The organism is Acidovorax sp. Root217, assembly GCF_001428645.1.
In the GTDB taxonomy this organism is placed as follows: domain Bacteria; phylum Pseudomonadota; class Gammaproteobacteria; order Burkholderiales; family Burkholderiaceae_C; genus Acidovorax.
In genome coordinates this window covers 830,060-848,015 of sequence record NZ_LMIH01000012.1, presented here as the reverse complement: position 1 = coordinate 848,015, position 17,956 = coordinate 830,060, and the positions used below count along the sequence as shown (strand labels likewise).

At 64.9% G+C, this 17,956-nt stretch carries 16 protein-coding genes; 1 reads left to right on the top strand and 15 read right to left on the bottom strand.

Annotated elements, in window-relative coordinates:
* Positions 1–319: 319 nt before the first annotated feature.
* The 5 genes from ASE31_RS13950 to ASE31_RS13930 all read right to left on the bottom strand — a co-directional run bounded on the left by ASE31_RS13950 (position 320) and on the right by ASE31_RS13930 (position 5,015).
* A complete protein-coding gene (locus ASE31_RS13950; RefSeq protein ID WP_057202196.1) occupies positions 320–1,318 on the bottom strand; it encodes a branched-chain amino acid ABC transporter permease in 999 nt (332 codons plus the stop codon).
* 15 nt (positions 1,319–1,333) lie between these two features.
* Positions 1,334–2,218 (bottom strand): branched-chain amino acid ABC transporter permease, encoded by an 885-nt coding sequence (locus tag ASE31_RS13945; protein WP_057202195.1) that lies wholly within the window; start codon positions 2,216–2,218, stop codon positions 1,334–1,336.
* A gap of 50 nt (positions 2,219–2,268) precedes the next feature.
* Entirely contained in the window at positions 2,269–3,465 is a 1,197-nt protein-coding gene (locus ASE31_RS13940) for an ABC transporter substrate-binding protein (RefSeq protein ID WP_057202194.1), read from the bottom strand.
* Between the two features lie 66 nt (positions 3,466–3,531).
* The gene (locus tag ASE31_RS13935; RefSeq protein ID WP_057202193.1) at positions 3,532–4,245 is read right to left on the bottom strand and encodes an ABC transporter ATP-binding protein; all 714 of its coding nucleotides are present in this window, start codon (positions 4,243–4,245) and stop codon (positions 3,532–3,534) included.
* Positions 4,245–5,015 (bottom strand): ABC transporter ATP-binding protein, encoded by a 771-nt coding sequence (locus ASE31_RS13930; RefSeq protein WP_057202192.1) that lies wholly within the window; start codon positions 5,013–5,015, stop codon positions 4,245–4,247. The genes ASE31_RS13935 and ASE31_RS13930 overlap by 1 nt, the downstream gene beginning before the upstream one ends.
* A gap of 385 nt (positions 5,016–5,400) precedes the next feature.
* On the opposite strand from ASE31_RS13930, the gene ASE31_RS13925 reads away from it, so the two are divergent.
* Complete coding sequence (locus tag ASE31_RS13925) at positions 5,401–7,215, top strand: ABC transporter transmembrane domain-containing protein (RefSeq protein ID WP_057202191.1); 1,815 nt, start codon at positions 5,401–5,403, stop codon at positions 7,213–7,215.
* Between the two features lie 42 nt (positions 7,216–7,257).
* Here the strand turns inward: ASE31_RS13925 and ASE31_RS13920 are convergent, their stop codons facing one another.
* The 10 genes from ASE31_RS13920 to nuoG are packed head-to-tail and all read right to left on the bottom strand — an operon-like array spanning position 7,258 to position 17,946.
* Positions 7,258–7,722, bottom strand: a complete 465-nt coding sequence (locus ASE31_RS13920) for a DUF1178 family protein (protein ID WP_057202190.1) — start codon at positions 7,720–7,722, stop codon at positions 7,258–7,260.
* A 37-nt stretch (positions 7,723–7,759) separates the two neighbouring features.
* The gene (locus ASE31_RS13915) at positions 7,760–8,065 is read right to left on the bottom strand and encodes a DUF2818 family protein (protein WP_057202189.1); all 306 of its coding nucleotides are present in this window, start codon (positions 8,063–8,065) and stop codon (positions 7,760–7,762) included.
* 21 nt (positions 8,066–8,086) lie between these two features.
* A complete protein-coding gene (nuoN, locus tag ASE31_RS13910) occupies positions 8,087–9,580 on the bottom strand; it encodes an NADH-quinone oxidoreductase subunit NuoN (protein ID WP_057202188.1) in 1,494 nt (497 codons plus the stop codon).
* A 24-nt stretch (positions 9,581–9,604) separates the two neighbouring features.
* Positions 9,605–11,080 (bottom strand): NADH-quinone oxidoreductase subunit M, encoded by a 1,476-nt coding sequence (locus ASE31_RS13905; RefSeq protein WP_057202187.1) that lies wholly within the window; start codon positions 11,078–11,080, stop codon positions 9,605–9,607.
* A 13-nt stretch (positions 11,081–11,093) separates the two neighbouring features.
* Entirely contained in the window at positions 11,094–13,145 is a 2,052-nt protein-coding gene (nuoL, locus tag ASE31_RS13900) for an NADH-quinone oxidoreductase subunit L (protein WP_157412463.1), read from the bottom strand.
* A gap of 31 nt (positions 13,146–13,176) precedes the next feature.
* On the bottom strand, positions 13,177–13,485 hold the full coding sequence (gene nuoK / locus ASE31_RS13895; protein ID WP_005793248.1) for an NADH-quinone oxidoreductase subunit NuoK: 309 nt from the start codon (positions 13,483–13,485) through the stop codon (positions 13,177–13,179).
* Positions 13,482–14,150 carry an NADH-quinone oxidoreductase subunit J gene (locus ASE31_RS13890; RefSeq protein WP_057202185.1) on the bottom strand — a complete coding sequence of 223 codons (669 nt, stop codon included), beginning with the start codon at positions 14,148–14,150 and terminating at the stop codon, positions 13,482–13,484. The genes nuoK and ASE31_RS13890 overlap by 4 nt, the downstream gene beginning before the upstream one ends.
* Before the next feature lie 53 nt (positions 14,151–14,203).
* Positions 14,204–14,716, bottom strand: coding sequence for an NADH-quinone oxidoreductase subunit NuoI (nuoI, locus tag ASE31_RS13885; RefSeq protein ID WP_057202184.1), 513 nt, complete (start codon positions 14,714–14,716; stop codon positions 14,204–14,206).
* 12 nt (positions 14,717–14,728) lie between these two features.
* On the bottom strand, positions 14,729–15,811 hold the full coding sequence (nuoH, locus tag ASE31_RS13880) for an NADH-quinone oxidoreductase subunit NuoH (RefSeq protein WP_057202183.1): 1,083 nt from the start codon (positions 15,809–15,811) through the stop codon (positions 14,729–14,731).
* Positions 15,808–17,946 (bottom strand): NADH-quinone oxidoreductase subunit NuoG, encoded by a 2,139-nt coding sequence (nuoG, locus tag ASE31_RS13875; protein ID WP_057202182.1) that lies wholly within the window; start codon positions 17,944–17,946, stop codon positions 15,808–15,810. Before nuoG ends, nuoH begins: the two co-directional genes overlap by 4 nt.
* Positions 17,947–17,956: the final 10 nt, after the last annotated feature.

Below are 17,956 nucleotides of genomic sequence, written 5' to 3'. Positions count from 1 at the left end.
TGGCTCGCCGAAGCTGTTTGACCGGAGCTGCCTCGCAGAGGCAGCGCAGGGAGTTCTTCGGCGCCACCCAAGGACCGAGCATCGCAGGTTGCCCCCTCGCCCGCAGGCGAGGGGGACACGGGCAGCGGGGTCGCCTTTTCTTGGCCTACCTTCTTTTGGCGACCCAAAAGAAGGTAGGTGCGCCGCCGGGCGCACATCCCGGCTCCCGCACCACGCACAGGCACGCCATCACCAAATCCCCAACCCGTCGAATGTCCCTCGGCCGCCGGGCCGAGACCCGGCCTCCGCCCTCAACAAAGGCATGGGGACAATAAGAACCTCAGTGCCGCGAACCTGATGCCCGATGGCTGGCCAGCCACGCAATGATCTCCCCCATAATCCCGCGCCGGAACAACAACACACAGATCACGAAAATCAACCCCGTGACCATGGTGACCGACTCCCCCAACGTCTTGAACCATTCCACGCTGGTCAGCGCAGCCAGCAAGTTACCGAACTCGCCAATCTTGTTCTCCAGCATCACCACCACAGCCGACCCGATCAGTGGCCCGGAGAGAGTCCCGAGCCCGCCCACGAGGGTCATCAGAATCACCTGCCCCGACGCGGTCCAATGCACATCGGACAAGGTGGCAAAGCCCAGCACCAGCGTCTTGAGCGAACCCGCCAACCCGGCCAGGGCGGCCGAGAGAACAAAGGCCAGCAGCTTGAAGCGGTGCGTGTCGTAGCCCAGGGAGATGGCGCGCGGCTCGTTCTCCTTGATGCCCTTGAGCACCTGCCCGAACGGCGAGTGGATGGTGCGCACGATGACCAGGAAGGCCAGCGTCACGATGACCAGCGCCACGTAATACATCACCAGGTCGCTCTGCAGGCTGATGACGCCGAACAGCTTGCCGCGCGGCACGCCCTGCAGGCCGTCCTCGCCACCGGTGAACGGGGCCTGCAGGCAGGCGAAGAACAGCATCTGCGCCAGGGCCAGAGTGATCATCGAGAAATAGATGCCCTGGCGGCGGATGGCCAGCCAGCCGAACAGCAGGCCCAGCAGCGCGCCGCCGGCCGTGCCCAGTAGCAGGCCGATCTCGGGCGTCAGGCCCCAAACCTTGATGGCGTGGCCCGCCACGTAGGCCGCGCCACCGAGAAAGGCGGCGTGGCCGAAGGACAGCAGGCCGGTGAAGCCGAGCAGCAGGTTGAAGGCCGAAGCGAACAGTGCAAAGCACATGAGCTTCATCACGAAGACGGGGTAGGCCCCCAGGAAGGGCGCGGCGATCAAGGAGAGCAGCAGCAGGCCGTAGCCGATAGGGGCAAGGTTCTTGAGATTCATGCGAGCAGCCCCTGCTTATTTTTCTTTGCCGAACAGGCCGGCGGGGCGGATGAGGAGAACGATGACCATGATGACGAACACCACGGTGGAAGAAGCCTCGGGGTAGAACACCTTGGTGAAGCCTTCGATGACGCCCAGGCCCAGCCCGGTGAGGATGGAGCCCATGATGGAGCCCATGCCGCCGATCACCACCACGGCGAAGACCACGATGATGAGGTTCTGCCCCATCAGCGGCGTGACCTGGTAGACCGGTGCGGCAAGCACGCCGGCAAATGCGGCAAGGGCGGCGCCGAAGGCATAGGTCAGGGTCACCATCACCGGTACGTTGATGCCGAAGGCCTCCACCAGGCGTGGGTTCTCGGTGCCGGCGCGCAGGTAGGCGCCCAGTTTGGTCTTCTCGATCACGTACCAGGTGGCCAGGCACACGACCACCGAGGCCACCACCACCCAGGCCCGGTAGTTGGGCAGGATCATGAAGCCGAGGTTGGTCGCGCCTTCGAGCAGCTCGGGCGTGTCATAGCCCAGGCCCGACACGCCGTAGATGGAGCGGAACACCCCCTCGATCAGCAGCGTGAGGCCCAGCGTGAGCAGCAGCCCGTACAGGTGGTCGAGCTTGTAGATCCAGCGCAGCAAGAGCCGCTCGATCACCACCCCGAACACCCCCACCACCAGTGGCGCCAGCAACAGCATCCACCAGTAGCCGAGGCCCAGGTAGTTCATGGCCATCCAGGTGATCAATGCCCCGGTCATGAACAGCGCTCCATGCGCAAAGTTGATGACGTTGAGCAGGCCGAAGATCACGGCCAGCCCCAGGCTGAGGATTGCATAAAAGGATCCGTTGACCAGCCCCAGAAGGAGCTGGCTCAACAGGCCTGGCAATGAGACACCAAAGATTTCCATGGGCGAAGGCGGCAGGAGGTGCGAAGTGGATCAGGTCAGTGGGCGGGGGCTTATTTCCAGAGCGGGCACTTGCTCTCGGCCTTGGTGGTGAACACCGTGTCGCCGGGCAGCTTCTTGACCAGCTTGTAGTAGTCCCATGGCTTGGTGGACTCCGAAGGCTTCTTGACTTCCATCAGGTACATGTCGTGCACGTAGCGGCCATCGGCACGCAGCTGGCCCGAGCCGAAGAAGTCGTTCATCTTCATGCCGCGCCAGGTGGTCATGACCTTGTCGGCGTCGATGCTCTTGGCGGCTTCCACGGCCTTGAGGTAGTTCATGGTGGCCGAGTAGTCGGCGGCCTGGATTTCGGTGGGCATGCGCTTGGTCTTCTCGAAGAAGCGGGCCGAGAACTTGCGAGTCTCGTCGTTCAGGTCCCAGTACCAGCTGGTGGTGAACTGCAGGCCTTCGGTGTTGCGCAGGCCCAGGCTGTGCACGTCGCTGATGAAGATCAGCAGGCCGGCGAGCTTCATGGTCTTGCCGATGCCGAATTCCTTGGCGGCCTTGATGGCGTTGATGGTGTCGCCGCCGGCATTGGCCAGGCCCAGGATCTGGGCCTTGGAGTTCTGCGCCTGCAGCAGGAAGGACGAGAAGTCCGACGCGTTGAGCGGGTGGCGCACGGCGCCCACCACGTTGCCGCCCTTGGCCTTGACCACGGTGGTGGTGTCGGCTTCGAGCGCGTGGCCGAAGGCGTAGTCGGCGGTCAGGAAGTACCAGCTCTTGCCGCCGGTATCGACGATGGCCGAGCCCGTGCCCTTGGCCAGCGCCACGGTGTCATAGGCATAGTGCACGGTGTAGGGCGAGCACTGCTCGTTGGTCAGCGCCGAGCTGGCCGCGCCGTTGTTGATGTACACACGCTTCTTCTCGGACGCCACCTTGGCCGTGGCCAGGGCGGTGCCGGAGTTGGTGCCGCCGAAGATCATCGTCAGGCCCTGGGTGTCGATCCACTCGCGCGCCTTGGAGGCGGCGATGTCGGCCTTGTTCTGGTGGTCGGCGCTCATCAGCTCGATGGGCATGCCCAGCACCTTGCCGCCGAAGTCGTCGATGGCCATCTGGATGGCCAGCGCGCCGTTCTTGCCTTCCACGTCTGCGTACAGGCTGGACATGTCGGTGATGAAACCGATCTTGACCTTGTCCTGCGCGTGCGCGGCCGACGTTGCAAGACCTGCTGCGCCGAGCATCAAGGCCAGCACTTTGAGTTGGTTCTTCATGGTTTTGTCTCCTGTGGGTGGGTGGTGGTGAAGAGGATGGGAGCGGGTGCTGCTGCTGCCGTCGGGTCAGACGCCCAGCAGCTCGGTGAGCACCGGCATCTTGGCTTCGAGTTCGGCAGCGCCGAATTTCTCGACGATGCGGCCATGTTCCATGACGTAGAAACGGTCGGCCAGCGGTGCGGCAAAGCGGAAGTTCTGCTCCACCATGACCACCGTGTAGCCCTTTTCGCGCAGCATGGTGATCATGCGGGCCAGGGCCTGCACGATCACGGGCGCCAGGCCTTCGGAAATCTCGTCGAGCAGCAGCAGCTTGGCCCCGGTGCGCAGGATGCGGGCCACGGCCAGCATCTGCTGCTCGCCGCCGGACAGGCGCGTGCCCTGGCTGTTCTTGCGTTCGGCCAGGTTGGGGAACATGGCGTAGATCTCCTGCACCGACATGCCGGGCGTGCCGGTCTTGAGGGCCGGGGGCAGCAGCAGGTTCTCCTCGCACGAGAGGCTGGAGAAGATGCCGCGCTCTTCGGGGCAGTAGCCCACGCCCAGGTGGGCGATGCGGTGCGTGGCCATGTTCACGGTTTCCACGCCGTGGATCTTGACGGAGCCCTTGCGCGCGCCGGTCAGGCCCATGATGGCGCGCATGGTGGTGGTGCGGCCCGCGCCGTTGCGGCCCAACAGGGTGACGACCTCGCCGGGCTGCACGACGATGTCCACGCCGTGCAGCACGTGCGATTCGCCGTACCAGGCTTCGAGGTTCTTGATTTCGAGTGCGGGGGTGCCGGCCATCAGTGGGCTCCCTGCAGTTGGCCGTCGGTGGTGCCCATGTAGGCCTCCATCACCTGGGGGTTGCTGGAGACTTCGGCGTACGGCCCTTCGGCCAGCACGGCGCCGCGCTGCAGCACCGTGATGCGGTCGGCGATGGTGGAGACGACTTTCATGTTGTGCTCCACCATGAGGATGGTGCGGCCGGCCGAGACCTTTTTGATGAGCTGGGTGACGCGGTCCACGTCTTCGTGGCCCATGCCCTGGGTGGGCTCGTCGAGCAGCATGAGTTCGGGCTCCATGGCCAGGGTGGTGGCGATCTCCAGCGCACGCTTGCGGCCGTAGGGCAGGTTCACGGTGACTTCGTCGGCGATGTCGGCCAGGCCCACTTCGGTCAGCAGTTGCATGGCCCGGTCGTCGAGCTGGTGCAGGCTGCGCTCGCTGCGCCAGAAGTGGAAAGATGTGCCGAGCTTGCGCTGCAGGCCCAGGCGCACGTTCTCCATCAGCGTGAGGTGCGGAAACACGGCCGAGATCTGGAACGAGCGGATGACGCCGCGCCGCGCGATCTGCGCGGGCTGCTCGCGCGTGATGTCATGGCCGTTGAAGCGGATGACGCCCGACGTGGGTTCCAGGAACTTGGTCAGCAGGTTGAAGCACGTGGTCTTGCCTGCGCCATTGGGGCCGATCAGTGCATGGATGGAACCCCGGCGCACGGCCAGGTTCACATCGCTGACTGCGGTGAAGCCCTTGAACTCTTTGGTCAGGCTGGTGGTTTCGAGGATGACGTCGCTCATTGCGCCTTGGCTGCTCCGTTGTGTGCAGGGTGGAAGAGCCTTGCAACAAGGTCTCCATGCATGCTTATTTGTTGCAACGCATCGTATGCGGGTGAGCCCCTGCGCAGATACTGGGACTAATGCCTATGTATAAACGCCTAGGTGACAGTGCGAGGCTGCGCGCGGTGCGCCCAGGGCATGCGCGTATACCCGAATGCCGCCTCTGGAACACGGCCCGGCTGGCCGGTTTCAGCACCTCTGGCTGCCACTGCGGCATGACCGCAGGGGTGCTGACTTTTTACTGACTGCCGGGGTGCCGTGGGCCCGTTGGGACCTGTATCCACCCGTACAGGTTGGCAACGGCCCCATCAGCGCACGCAATCGCCCGGCCCCCTACACTGCGCGCATGGCATCTTCCCCCACATCCCCAGCCCGCGGTGCGCCGCGCTCCCTGAGCGGCCTGCTGCCGTTCCTGCGACCCTACAGCGGGCGCATCGCCCTCTCGGGCGTCTTTCTGGTGCTGGCGGCACTGGCCACGCTGGCGTTTCCCATCGCGCTGCGCACGCTGGTCGATGGCGGCCTGGTCCATGCCGACAAGGGCGAGCAGGCCATGGCGCTGCGCGACCATTTCGAGGCCCTGTTCGCCGTGGCCATCGCGCTCGGTGTCTTCTCGGCCGGGCGCTTCTACATGGTGAGCTGGCTGGGCGAGCGCGTGACGGCCGACCTGCGCAATGCGGTGTACGGGCATGTGCTGCAGCAAAGCCCGCAGTTCTTCGAAACCACGCAGACCGGCGAGGTGCTCTCGCGCCTGACGGCGGACACCACCCTGGTGCAGACGGTGGTGGGCTCGTCCCTGTCCATGGGGCTGCGCAACGCGGTGATGGGCATCGGCGCGCTGGCCATGCTGGTGTGGACCAATCCCTATGTGATGTCGTGGGTGCTGCTGGCCATCGTGCTGGTGGTGGTGCCCACCATGTGGATCGGGCGGCGCGTGCGGCGCCTCTCGCGCGACAGCCAGGACCGCGTGGCCGATTCGAGTGCCATCGCAGCCGAGGTGCTCAACGCCATTCCGGTGGTGCAGAGCTACACGGCCGAGCCGCGCGAGGCGCAGCGCTTCACGCAGGCCAACGAGAACGCCTTCCACGTGGCCGTGCGGCGCACGCTGGCGCGCGCGGTGCTGGTGGCCTTCATCATCATCGCCAACGCCGCCCTGCTGCTGTGGGGCCTGTACCAGGGCACGCAGGCCGTGCTGGCCGGCCAGATGACGGCCGGACACCTGGGGCAGACCGTCGTCTATGTGGTCCTGCTGGCAGGCTCCGTGGCCGTGCTGGGCGAGGTGTATGGCGACCTGCTGCGCGCTGCGGGCGCCACCGAACGGCTGATGGAACTGCTGGGCAGCCGCTCCCCCGTGGCCGAGCCTGCCGCGCCCGTAGCCCTGCCCGGTACCGGCAGGGGCCTGGCCGTGGACTTCGACCAGGTGGACTTCCACTACCCCTCGCGCCCGGACCAGCCGGCCCTGCACGACTTCAACCTGCAGTTGGCTGCGGGCGAGACCGTGGCCCTGGTGGGTGCCAGCGGTGCGGGCAAGACCACGGTGTTCCAGCTACTGCAGCGCTTTTATGACGTGGATGCGGCGGATGGCCGCCAGCCACGGGGCACCATACGGCTGAACGGCACGGACATCCGCTCCATGTCGCTGACCGAGCTGCGATCGCATGTGGGCGTGGTGCCGCAGGATGCGGTGATCTTCTCGTCATCGGCGATGGAGAACATCCGCTACGGGCGCCCAAACGCCACCGACGAGGAAGTAATGGCCGCCGCACGCTCGGCATTCGCCCATGACTTCCTGATGGCATTGCCCGAGGGCTATGGCACCTTCCTCGGAGAGCGCGGCGTGCGGCTGTCGGGCGGGCAGCGCCAGCGCATCGCCATCGCCCGCGCCATGCTCAAGAACCCGCCGCTGCTGCTGCTCGACGAGGCCACCAGCGCGCTGGACGCAGAAAGCGAGCGCATGGTGCAGGCCGCCCTGGACACCGCCATGCAGCGCCACACCGGCCAGCGCACCACGCTTGTGATCGCCCACCGCCTGGCCACCGTGCAGAACGCCGACCGCATCGTGGTGCTGGAGCACGGGCGCATCGTGGAACAGGGTACGCACGCCGGCCTGCTGGCCGTCAATGGCATCTACGCGCGGCTGGCGGCGCTGCAGTTCACGGCCTGAGCAGAGGCCAACGTAGTGCCCCTGCCCTGCCCACGCGCAGATTCAGTGCAGGGTTTCTTTCGCTGCAGCAGGCAAGGGCAGCGGCAGCACGGCAATGCCTTCGTCGAGCAGTTGCGCGGCCTCGTCGGGCGTGGCCTGGCCGCGGATGGCGCGCTCCTCGGTCTCGCCGTGGTGCATGCGGCGGGCCTCGTCGGCGAAGCGGTTGCCCACATCCTCGGTGTTGGCGGCGATCTTGCGCGCCAGCTCCAGCCAGGCGGCCTGCAGCGCCGGGGGCAAGGCCACGGACTCCTGGCCGCCAGGGGCCGCCGCCGGCTTGGCGGGTGCCACGGCCGGCGGCTTGGCACCCAGGTTCAGGCGCGGCGCGCTCAGTCGCTTGGAAATGCTCGAATCACCGCACCAGGGGCATTGCACGAGGCCGCGCTGGTTCTGGCTCTGGAAATCGTCCTCCGAGGCAAACCAGCCTTCGAAGACATGGCCCTCGTGGCAGTGCAGGTCGAGCACTTTCATGGGATGGTCAGCAGAGGAAAAAGGACGCCGAAGCTGTTTAGCCGTGGCGGCGCAGCAGGTAGCGGTAGACGAAGCCGGGGAAGGCCAGCGTGAGGAACATGGTGCCGGTGATGGCATAGAACTCCCAGCCCTGCGGGGCGATCTGCCCCGCCCGGCGCTCCAGCAGCAGCGCCAGGCCACCCACCAGGAAATAGGCCAGCACGAGTTCTGCGATGCGCACGGGCAGGCCCTTCCTGGGCTGCGCCACCGGCCCCACCACCAGCCAGCGCTGGTTGGCAAAGGGCAGGTTGGCGGCAATGAGGGCCGCCACGATCACCAGCGAGACGGAACCAGTCAGGGACACAGGCTCGCTCCGGCCGGTCGATCAGGTGGCCAGGGCACGCACGACGGCCTCGGCGCACAGCGCCATCAGGCCACCGGGCAGCAGGCCAAGCCCCAGCACCAGGGCACCGTTGATGGTCAGCACCACGCGCACGTCCAGGGGAGCGGAGACACTGGTGGCGGTCAGCGGGGCGTCGAAGTACATGACCTTGACGACGCGCAGGTAGTAGAAGGCGCCGATCAGCGACATCACGACCGCGAACACTGCCATGGCGATGTAGGCCGCCTGGCCCGAGGCCACCAGGGCCTGCAGCACCGACAGCTTGGCGTAGAAGCCGACCATGGGCGGGATACCGGCCATGGAGAACAGGCACACGGCCATCACGGCGGCGTACAAGGGGCTGCGCTGGTTCAGGCCGGCGAAGTCGGCGATCTCTTCGCTCTCAAAGCCTTCGCGGGCCAGCAGCAAGATGACGCCGAAGGCGGCCAGCGTGGTCAGCACGTAGCTCACCACGTAGAACATGGAGGCGCTGTAGGCGTTCTCGACGGCGGCTGCTTCCACGTTGCCGTTGACCACGCCCGACATCAGGCCCAGCAGCACGAAGCCCATCTGCGAGATGGTCGAGTAGGCCAGCATGCGCTTGAGGTTGGTCTGCGCGATGGCCGCGAGGTTACCCACCAGCAGCGAGCCGATGGCCAGCACCGCGAGCATCTGCTGCCAGTCGATGGCCAGCGGCAGCAGCCCGTCCACCAGCAGGCGGATGGTGATGGCAAAGGCGGCCAGCTTGGGCGCCCCGCCAATCATCAGCGTGACGGCCGTGGGAGCGCCCTGGTACACGTCGGGGATCCACATGTGAAAAGGCACCACACCGAGCTTGAAGGCCAGGCCGGCCACCACGAACACCAGGCCGAACACCAGCACCTGGTGGCGGATCTGGCCGGAGTTGACGGCCTTGAACACCTGGCCGATGTCCAGCGAACCCGTGGCACCGTAGACCATGGACAAGCCGTACAGCAGGAAGCCGCTGGCCATGGCGCCAAGCACGAAGTACTTCATCGCCGCTTCGGTCGCGGTGGCGTTGTCGCGGCGCAGGGCCACCAGGGCGTAGCTCGACAGGGTCAAGAGCTCCAGGCCCAGGTAGATCATCAGGAAGTTGTTGCCCGAGATCATGATGAACATGCCCAGGAGCGCGAACATCGACAGCGTGAACAGCTCACCGCCGCGCATCATGTCGCGGTCTGCCGCGTAGGGGCGGCCATAGACCAGGGTGACCATTACAGCCACGGTGGCGAAGCACTTGAGCCAGTTGCCCATGGAGTCGCTGACCACCATGTTGCCAAAGCCGTAGAAGGTGCTGCCGGTGCTGGCGTACATGGCCTGCAGGCCGGCCACCAGGGCCAGCGTCAGCATGGTCAGCACGTAGGTGGCCGTGCGGCGTGGGCTGTGCACACCCAGGTCGACCAGCGCAATGACGCAGCCCATGACCAGGAGAACAATCTCGGGGTAAATCGCAAGCCAGCTGATGTTGTCAATCATCTCGAATCTCTCAGTTCAGTCTGGTCAGTTCAGCTTCGACAGTGCGACATGCTTGAGCAGTTCCGCGACCGAAGTGTCCATCACGTCCGTGAAGGGACGTGGGTACAGGCCCATGGCCAGCACGGCAATCGCCAGCAGCGCCATCACGAGGAATTCGCGGCTGTTGATGTCGGTGAGTTCCTTGACGTGGTCATTGGCCACCGGGCCCAGGTACACGCGCTTGAACATCCACAGGGTGTAGGCCGCACCGAAGATCAGGGCCGTGGCCGAAGCCAGGCCGATCCAGAAGTTGGCCTTGACCGCACCCAGGATCACCATCCACTCGCCCACGAACCCGGCCGTGCCCGGCAGGCCGCAGTTGGCCATGGCGAACAGCAGCGCGAAGGCCGTGAAGTTGGGCATGGTGTTGACCACGCCGCCGTAGGCCGCGATCTCGCGGGAGTGCACGCGGTCGTACAGCACGCCGATGGACAGGAACATGGCGCCCGAGACGAAGCCGTGGGCAATCATCTGCACCAGGCCACCGGAGACGCCCAGGTCGTTGAAGATGAAGAAGCCCAGGGTCACGAAGCCCATGTGCGCCACGGACGAGTAGGCCACCAGCTTCTTCATGTCCTTCTGGACCATGGCCACCAGGCCGACGTAGATCACGGCGATCAGCGACAGGGTAATCATCAGCCAAGCCCACTCGCGTGCGGCATCGGGGGCGATGGGCATCGAGAAGCGCAGGAAGCCGTAGGCGCCGAGCTTGAGCATGATGGCCGCCAGCACGGCAGAGCCGCCGGTAGGCGCTTCCACGTGCACGTCGGGCAGCCAGGTGTGGAACGGGAACATCGGCACCTTCACCGCGAAGGCGGCGAAGAAGGCGAAGAACAGCAGGGTCTGGGCCGTGGAGCTCAGGGGCAGCTGGTGCCAGGTGGCGATGTCGAAGCTGCCGCCGGACTGGTTGTACAGGAAGATCAGCGCGATCAGCATCAAGAGCGAGCCGAGCAGCGTGTACAGGAAGAACTTGAACGCCGCGTAGATCTTGTTCGGGCCGCCCCAGATACCAATGATCAGGTACATCGGGATCAGCGTGGCCTCGAAGAACACGTAGAACAGAATGCCGTCGAGCGCGCTGAACACGCCGATCATCAGACCCGACAGGATCAGGAACGCGCCCATGTACTGGTTCACACGCTCGGTGATGGCCTCCCACGAGGCGATCACCACGATCACCGTGATGAAGGCCGTGAGCGGCACGAACCAGAAGGAGATGCCGTCCACGCCCAGGTGGTAGTGCACGTTGAAGCGCTCGATCCACTCGGCTTTTTCGACGAACTGCATGGCCGCCGTACCGAGCTTGAAGCCCTGGTACAGAGGAATGGTGACCAAAAAGCCGATCACCGACCCGAGCAGGGCCAACCAGCGCACGGCGGGAGCGTGCTCATCGCGGCCGACCGCGAGCAGCAGCGCGCCGAAGGCAATCGGCACCCAGATTGCAAGACTCAACAGACCCATTTTGTTCTTTTCCTTATTTCTTGATGAGCTGCATGAAGAAATCGCCCCAGACGAACCACGTCATCAGGGCAAACACGCCCAGGATCATCACCAGGGCATAGTGGAAGATGAAGCCCGTCTGCACCCAGCGCACCATGCCGGAGACGCCGCGCACCAGCTTCCACGAGCCATTGACCAGCGCACCGTCGATGATGGCCTGGTCGCCGCCCTTCCACAGGCCGGTACCCAGGGCACGCGCACCGCGCGCCAGGACGTTCTCGTTGAACCAGTCGAGGTAGTACTTGTTCTCGAACAGCGTGTAGATCGGCATGCAGATGCGCTTGATGGCCGCCGGCAGCGCCGGGTTCACCATGTACATGTAATACGACAGGGCCACACCGGCAACGGCCAGCCAGAACGGCGCCGTCTGCAGGCCGTGCAGGGCCATGGCCACGGGGCCGTGGAAGATCTCGGCCAGCTCGGCCATGGCGGGGTGCTTGGCCGCATCGACAAAGATCACGTCCTTGAAGAAGCCGCCGAACAGCATGGGCTGGATGAACAGGAAGCCCACCACCACCGAAGGAATTGCCAGCAGCACCAGCGGCACCGTCACCACCCAGGGGGACTCGTGCGGATCGTGGTGCTCGCCATGGCCGTGACCATGGTCGTCGTGGTGCGCATCGTGGTGTGCGTCGGGGTTCTGATCGAAACGCTCCTTGCCATGGAAGACCAGGAAGTACATGCGGAACGAATAGAACGCCGTGACGAACACGCCGGCCAGCACCGCGAAGTGGGCGAAGTGCGCAGCCGGCAGGTTGCTGGCGTGCACGGCCTCGATGATGCTGTCCTTGGAGTAGAAACCCGAGAACAGGGGGGTGCCGATCAGCGCCAACGAACCCAGCAGCGAGGTGATCCAGGTGATGGGCATGTACTTGCGCACGCCGCCCATCCAGCGGATGTCCTGGTTGTGGTGCATGCCCATGATGACCGAACCGGCACCGAGGAACAGCAGCGCCTTGAAGAAGGCGTGCGTCATCAGGTGGAACACGGCGACCGAGTAGGCCGATGCGCCCAGCGCCACGGTCATGTAACCGAGCTGCGACAGCGTGGAGTAGGCCACCACGCGCTTGATGTCGTTCTGGATGATGCCCAGGAAACCCATGAACAGCGCCGTGATGGAGCCGATGACCAGGATGAAGTTGAGTGCGGTGTCCGACAGCTCGAACAGCGGCGACATGCGCGACACCATGAAGATGCCCGCGGTCACCATGGTGGCCGCGTGGATCAGTGCCGAGATGGGCGTCGGGCCTTCCATCGAGTCGGGCAGCCACACGTGCAGCGGGAACTGGGCCGACTTGCCCATGGCGCCGATGAACAGGCAGATGCAGATCACGGTGATCAGCAGCCAGTCGGTGCCGGGGAAGGCCAGGCCGCCGAGCTCACCCGACTTGGCGAAGATCTCGCTGTAGTTGAGCGTGCCGGTGTAGGCGGCGATCAGGCCGATGCCCAGGATGAAGCCGAAGTCGCCCACGCGGTTGACCAGGAAGGCCTTCATGTTGGCGAAGATGGCCGTGGGCTTGTTGAACCAGAAGCCGATCAGCAGGTAGGACACCAGGCCCACGGCCTCCCAGCCGAAGAACAGCTGCAGCAGGTTGTTGCTCATGACCAGCATGAGCATGGAGAACGTGAACAGCGAGATGTACGAGAAGAAGCGGTTGTAGCCCTCGTCCTCTTCCATGTAGCCGATGGTGTAGATGTGCACCATCAGCGACACGAAGGTCACCACCACCATCATCATGGCCGTGAGGCTGTCGATCAGGAAGCCCACTTCCATCTTCAGGCCGCCTACCACCATCCAGGTGTAGAGCGTCTCGTTGAAGCGCGCGCCATCGACCGCCACGCTCTTGAGCGTCATGGCCGACAGCACGAAGGCCACGAGCACGCCCAGGATGGTCAGGGTGTGGCTCAGCCGGCGGCCGATCCAGTTGCCGCCAAAGGTCGTGCCGAAGATGCCGGCCAGCAGTGCGCCCGCCAGCGGTGCCAGGGGCACGGCCAGGAGCGTCGAAGCAGAGAGGGTTTGACTCATTCTTGAGAACCTTGGGAATACGGGTGGCTCATCAGCCCTTGAGGGTGTTGAGGTCTTCCGCGTTGATGCTGGACTTGTTGCGGAACAGCAGCACCAGAATGGCCAGGCCGATGGCCGACTCGGCCGCGGCCACCGTCAGGATGAAGAACACGAACACCTGTCCGTGCATGTCACCCAGGTAGTGCGAGAACGCCACGAAGTTCATGTTGACCGCCAGCAGCATCAGCTCGATGGCCATCAGCAGCACGATCAGGTTCTTGCGGTTCAGGAAGATGCCGATCACCGCCAGGGCGAACAGCATGGCGCCCAGCGAAAGAAAATGTCCCAGCGTCAATGTCATGGCTTCTTCTCCTCGGCGGCGGGCTCGGCCGGCACTTCGGGTGCGGGTTTTTGCGTGGCGGCGACCTTCACCACTTCCAGGCGGTCCTTGGCGCGCACGCGGATCTGCTGGGACGGGTTGATGGCCTTGCTGTCCTTGCGCTGGCGCAGGGTCAGGGCGATGGCGGCAATCATGGCCACCAACAGGATCACGGCCGCGATTTCCACGGGGTACAGGTACTGGGTGTACAGCAGCTTGCCCAGTTCCTTGGTGTTGGAGTACTGCACCACCTTGCCGGCGGCATCGAGCACCACCGCAGCGGCCTTGGGTTCTTCCATGCCGCGGAAGCCCCCCATCAGCACAGCGGCCATTTCCAGCGCGATCAGGGCGCCCACAAAGGCAGCGAGCGGGAAATGCTTCCAGAAGCCCTTGCGCACGGTGTCGATGTGGATGTCCAGCATCATCACCACGAACAGGAACAGCACCATCACCGCGCCCAGGTACACCAGCACCAGGGCGATGGCCAGGAACTCGGCCTTGAGCAGCAGCCACACGGCCGCCGCCTGCGAGAAAGCCAGGATGAGGTACAGCACCGCGTGCACGGGGTTGCGCGCGGTGATCACCCGGAAGGCTGCAAACAGCAGCACGACCGAGAAAAGGTAGAAGAAACCAGTCTTGGCGTCCATGAATCAGGTCTTTATAGAAAGTCTGGCGACGGGATGGATGGGATCGCGACCGCTCAGCGGTACTTGGCGTCCGCAGCCTTGGCTGCAGCAATCTCACCCTCGTACCGGTCACCAACGGCCAGGAGCATGTCCTTGGTGAAGTACAGGTCGCCACGCTTTTCGCCGTGGTATTCGAAGATGTGCGTCTCGACGATCGAGTCCACCGGGCAGCTTTCTTCGCAGAAGCCGCAGAAGATGCACTTGGTCAGGTCGATGTCGTAGCGCGTGGTGCGGCGCGAACCGTCATCCCGCACTTCGGATTCGATGGTGATGGCCATGGCGGGGCACACGGCCTCGCACAGCTTGCAGGCGATGCAGCGCTCTTCGCCGTTGTCGTAACGGCGCAGGGCATGCAGGCCGCGAAAGCGCGGCGACAAGGGTGTCTTCTCTTCGGGGAACTGCACGGTCACCTTGCGGCGAAACGCATAGCGGCCCGTCAGGGCCATGCCCTTGAGCAGCTCCACGAGCATGAAGCTCTTGAAGAAATCCTTGAACGAGAAAGGTGCAGCAGCAGCAACAGCAGTCATGTGTGTCCCCGCTTATTTCCAGATGTTCCACGGCGAGAGCAACCACCCGCCGACGATGAGCAGCCACACCAGGGTGACCGGAATGAAGATCTTCCAGCCCAGGCGCATGATCTGGTCATAGCGAAAGCGCGGGAAGGTGGCGCGGATCCAGATGAACATGGACACCACGACGAAGGTCTTGATGCCCAGCCAGATCCAACCCGGAATCCAGTTGAACAGCACGCTGTCGACGGGCGACAGCCAGCCGCCCAGGAACATCAGCGCGGCCAGGATGGACACCAGCCACATGCTGGCGTATTCGGCCAGGAAGAAGACCGCGAAGCCCATGCCCGAGTACTCGACCATGTGGCCGGCCACGATTTCGGCTTCGCCTTCGACCACGTCGAAGGGGTGGCGGTTGGTTTCGGCCACGCCGGAGATCAGGTACACCAGGAAGATCGGCAGCAGGGGCAGCCAGTTCCAGGACAGGAAGCTCAGCCCCATGTTGGCGGCCATGCCGCGGGACTGGGACATCACGATCTCGGTCAGGTTCATGCTGCCCGACACCATGATCACCACCAGGAAGCAAAAGCCCATGGCGATTTCATAGCTCACCATCTGTGCCGAGGCGCGCAGCGCGCCCAGGAAGGCGTACTTGGAGTTCGATGCCCAGCCGGCGATGATCACGCCATAGACTTCGATGGAGGTAATCGCCATCACCAGCAGCAGGCCGGCATTGACGTTGGCCAGCGCCACATCGGGACCAAAGGGGATCGCCACCCAGGCAGCCAGAGCCGGCATGATGGCCATGAGCGGGCCCAGCACGAACAGGCCCTTGCTGGCGGCCGCAGGCTGGATGATTTCCTTGGTCATCAGCTTCAGGCCGTCGGCCAGCGGCTGCAGCAGGCCCATGGGGCCGACCCGGTTGGGGCCGTGGCGCACCTGCATGAAACCGAGGAGCTTGCGCTCCCACAGCGTGAGGTAGGCCACCGCGCCCATCAGGGGCGCGACGATCACGACGATCTTGAGCAGGATCCACAGCACGGGCCAGGCCGCGCCCGTCCACCAGGCGAAGGGCAGGAGGTTCAGCCCGCCGTTGTACAGCGCGTCGATCATGCCGCCACTCCTTCACCGGCCGCCATGCGGGCATCGGCTGTCAATTGCAGCGAGGTGGCGCGGCGCACCAAGCCATCGAGCTGGTAAATCGAAGCGACTGCGGGCTCGGCCACGCTGGCCGCGCCTGCTGCGGGCGGGTGGCCCACGGCGTTGGACAGTTGCTCGGCCGGCAGCATGGCCAGCTTGCCCGCCGGGGCGTTGGTGGCACGGGCCAGCACGTCCTGCGAGGTCTCGAAGTCGAAGCCCGGCACGCCGAGCACGTTGGCCAGCACGCGCAGCACCTTCCAGGCGGGACGCGTGTCGCCCAGCGGGCGCACCACGGCGTGGAAGCTCTGCAGGCGCCCTTCGGCGTTGACGAAGCTGCCCGAGGTTTCGGTGAACGGGGCGATGGGCAGCAGCACGTCGCTGATGTCCATGTTGGCCTTGAAGGGGCTCAGCGTCACGACCATCTGCGCCTGGCCGATGGCTGCGGCGGCTTGTGCGCCGTTGGCCGCGTCGAAAGCCGGTTCGGTGTTGAGCAGCAGCACGGCCTTGAGGCCGCCCGCCAGCATCTGGCCGGCGTTGAGGCCGCTGCCCACGGGGTGGGCGCCAGCGAACTGGGCACCCACGGTGTTGGCGGCTTCGGTGAGGTAGCCGACGGTGGCGCCGGTCTGCTCGCCGATCCAGTTGGCCAGGGCCAGCAGCGCTGCGGCCTGGCCATGGTGCGCGGCGGCATTGCCCAGCAGCACGGCCTTGCGCTCACCACCCAGCAGCGAGCGGGCGATGGCCAGGCTGGCCTCGGTGGCCTGGGCTGCGCCAGCCGGCGCCGCCACGTTCTTTTCCTGGGCGACGGCCGAGGCGATGGAGCCGAGGGCCTGCACCCACTGGCTGGCGTTCTGCAGCAGTTGGTGCTTGATGGGCATGGCCCAGTCGCCCACGGAGGAGTCGACCACGCTCAGTTGGCCACCATGGCGCACGGCATGGCGCACGCGCAGGGCGAACAGCGGATGGTCCTTGCGCAGGTTGGAGCCCACCACCAGCACGCGTTGCAGCGTGGACAGGGAGGCGATGGACGTGCCGAGCCAGCGGATGCCTTCGGGTGCCGCGAATTCGGCGTTGCGCAGGCGGTAGTCGATACTGTCGCTGCCCAGGCCGCGCACCAGGGCGGAGGCCAGGTACAGCTCTTCGAGCGTGCTGTGCGGGCTGACCAGGGCGCCGATGCTGTTGGCACCGTGGTCATTCTTGATGTTCTTGAGGCCATTGGCCACGTACTCGAGCGCGGTCTGCCAGTCGACGGTCTTCCAGACACCGCCCTGCTTGAGCATGGGCGCTGTCAGGCGTTCGTCGCTGTTGAGCGATTCGTACGAGAAGCGGTCGCGGTCGGCGATCCAGCATTCGTTGACGGCTTCGTTCTCGAACGGCACCACGCGCATGACCTTGTGGTTCTTGACCTGAACGATGAGGTTGGCACCGGTGGAGTCGTGCGGACTGACGGAGCGGCGGCGCGACAGTTCCCAGGTGCGGGCGCTGTAGCGGAACGGCTTGCTGGTCAGCGCGCCCACGGGGCAGATGTCGATCATGTTGCCCGACAGCTCGGAGTCGATCGTATCGCCCACCACCGTGGTGATCTCGGAGTGCTCACCGCGGTGGATCATTCCGAGCTCCATCACGCCGGCCACTTCCTGGCCGAAGCGCACGCAGCGGGTGCAGTGGATGCAGCGGCTCATCTCCTGCATGGAGATCAGCGGGCCCACGTCCTTCTGGAAGACCACGCGCTTTTCTTCCTCGTAGCGCGAGGAGGAACCGCCATAGCCCACGGCCAGATCCTGCAGCTGGCACTCACCGCCCTGGTCGCAGATGGGGCAGTCCAGCGGGTGGTTGATGAGCAGGAATTCCATGACCGACTGCTGGGCCTTGATGGCCTTGTCGCTCTTGGTGCGCACGATCATGCCCTGCGTCACCGGCGTGGCGCAGGCGGGCATGGGCTTGGGCGCCTTTTCCACGTCCACCAGGCACATGCGGCAGTTGGCGGCAATGGACAGCTTCTTGTGGTAACAGAAATGGGGAATGTAGGTGCCGGCCTTTTCGGCTGCATGCATCACCATGCAGCCTTCGGCGACTTCTACCTTCTGCCCGTCGAGTTCGATTTCAACCATATGCGTTTCT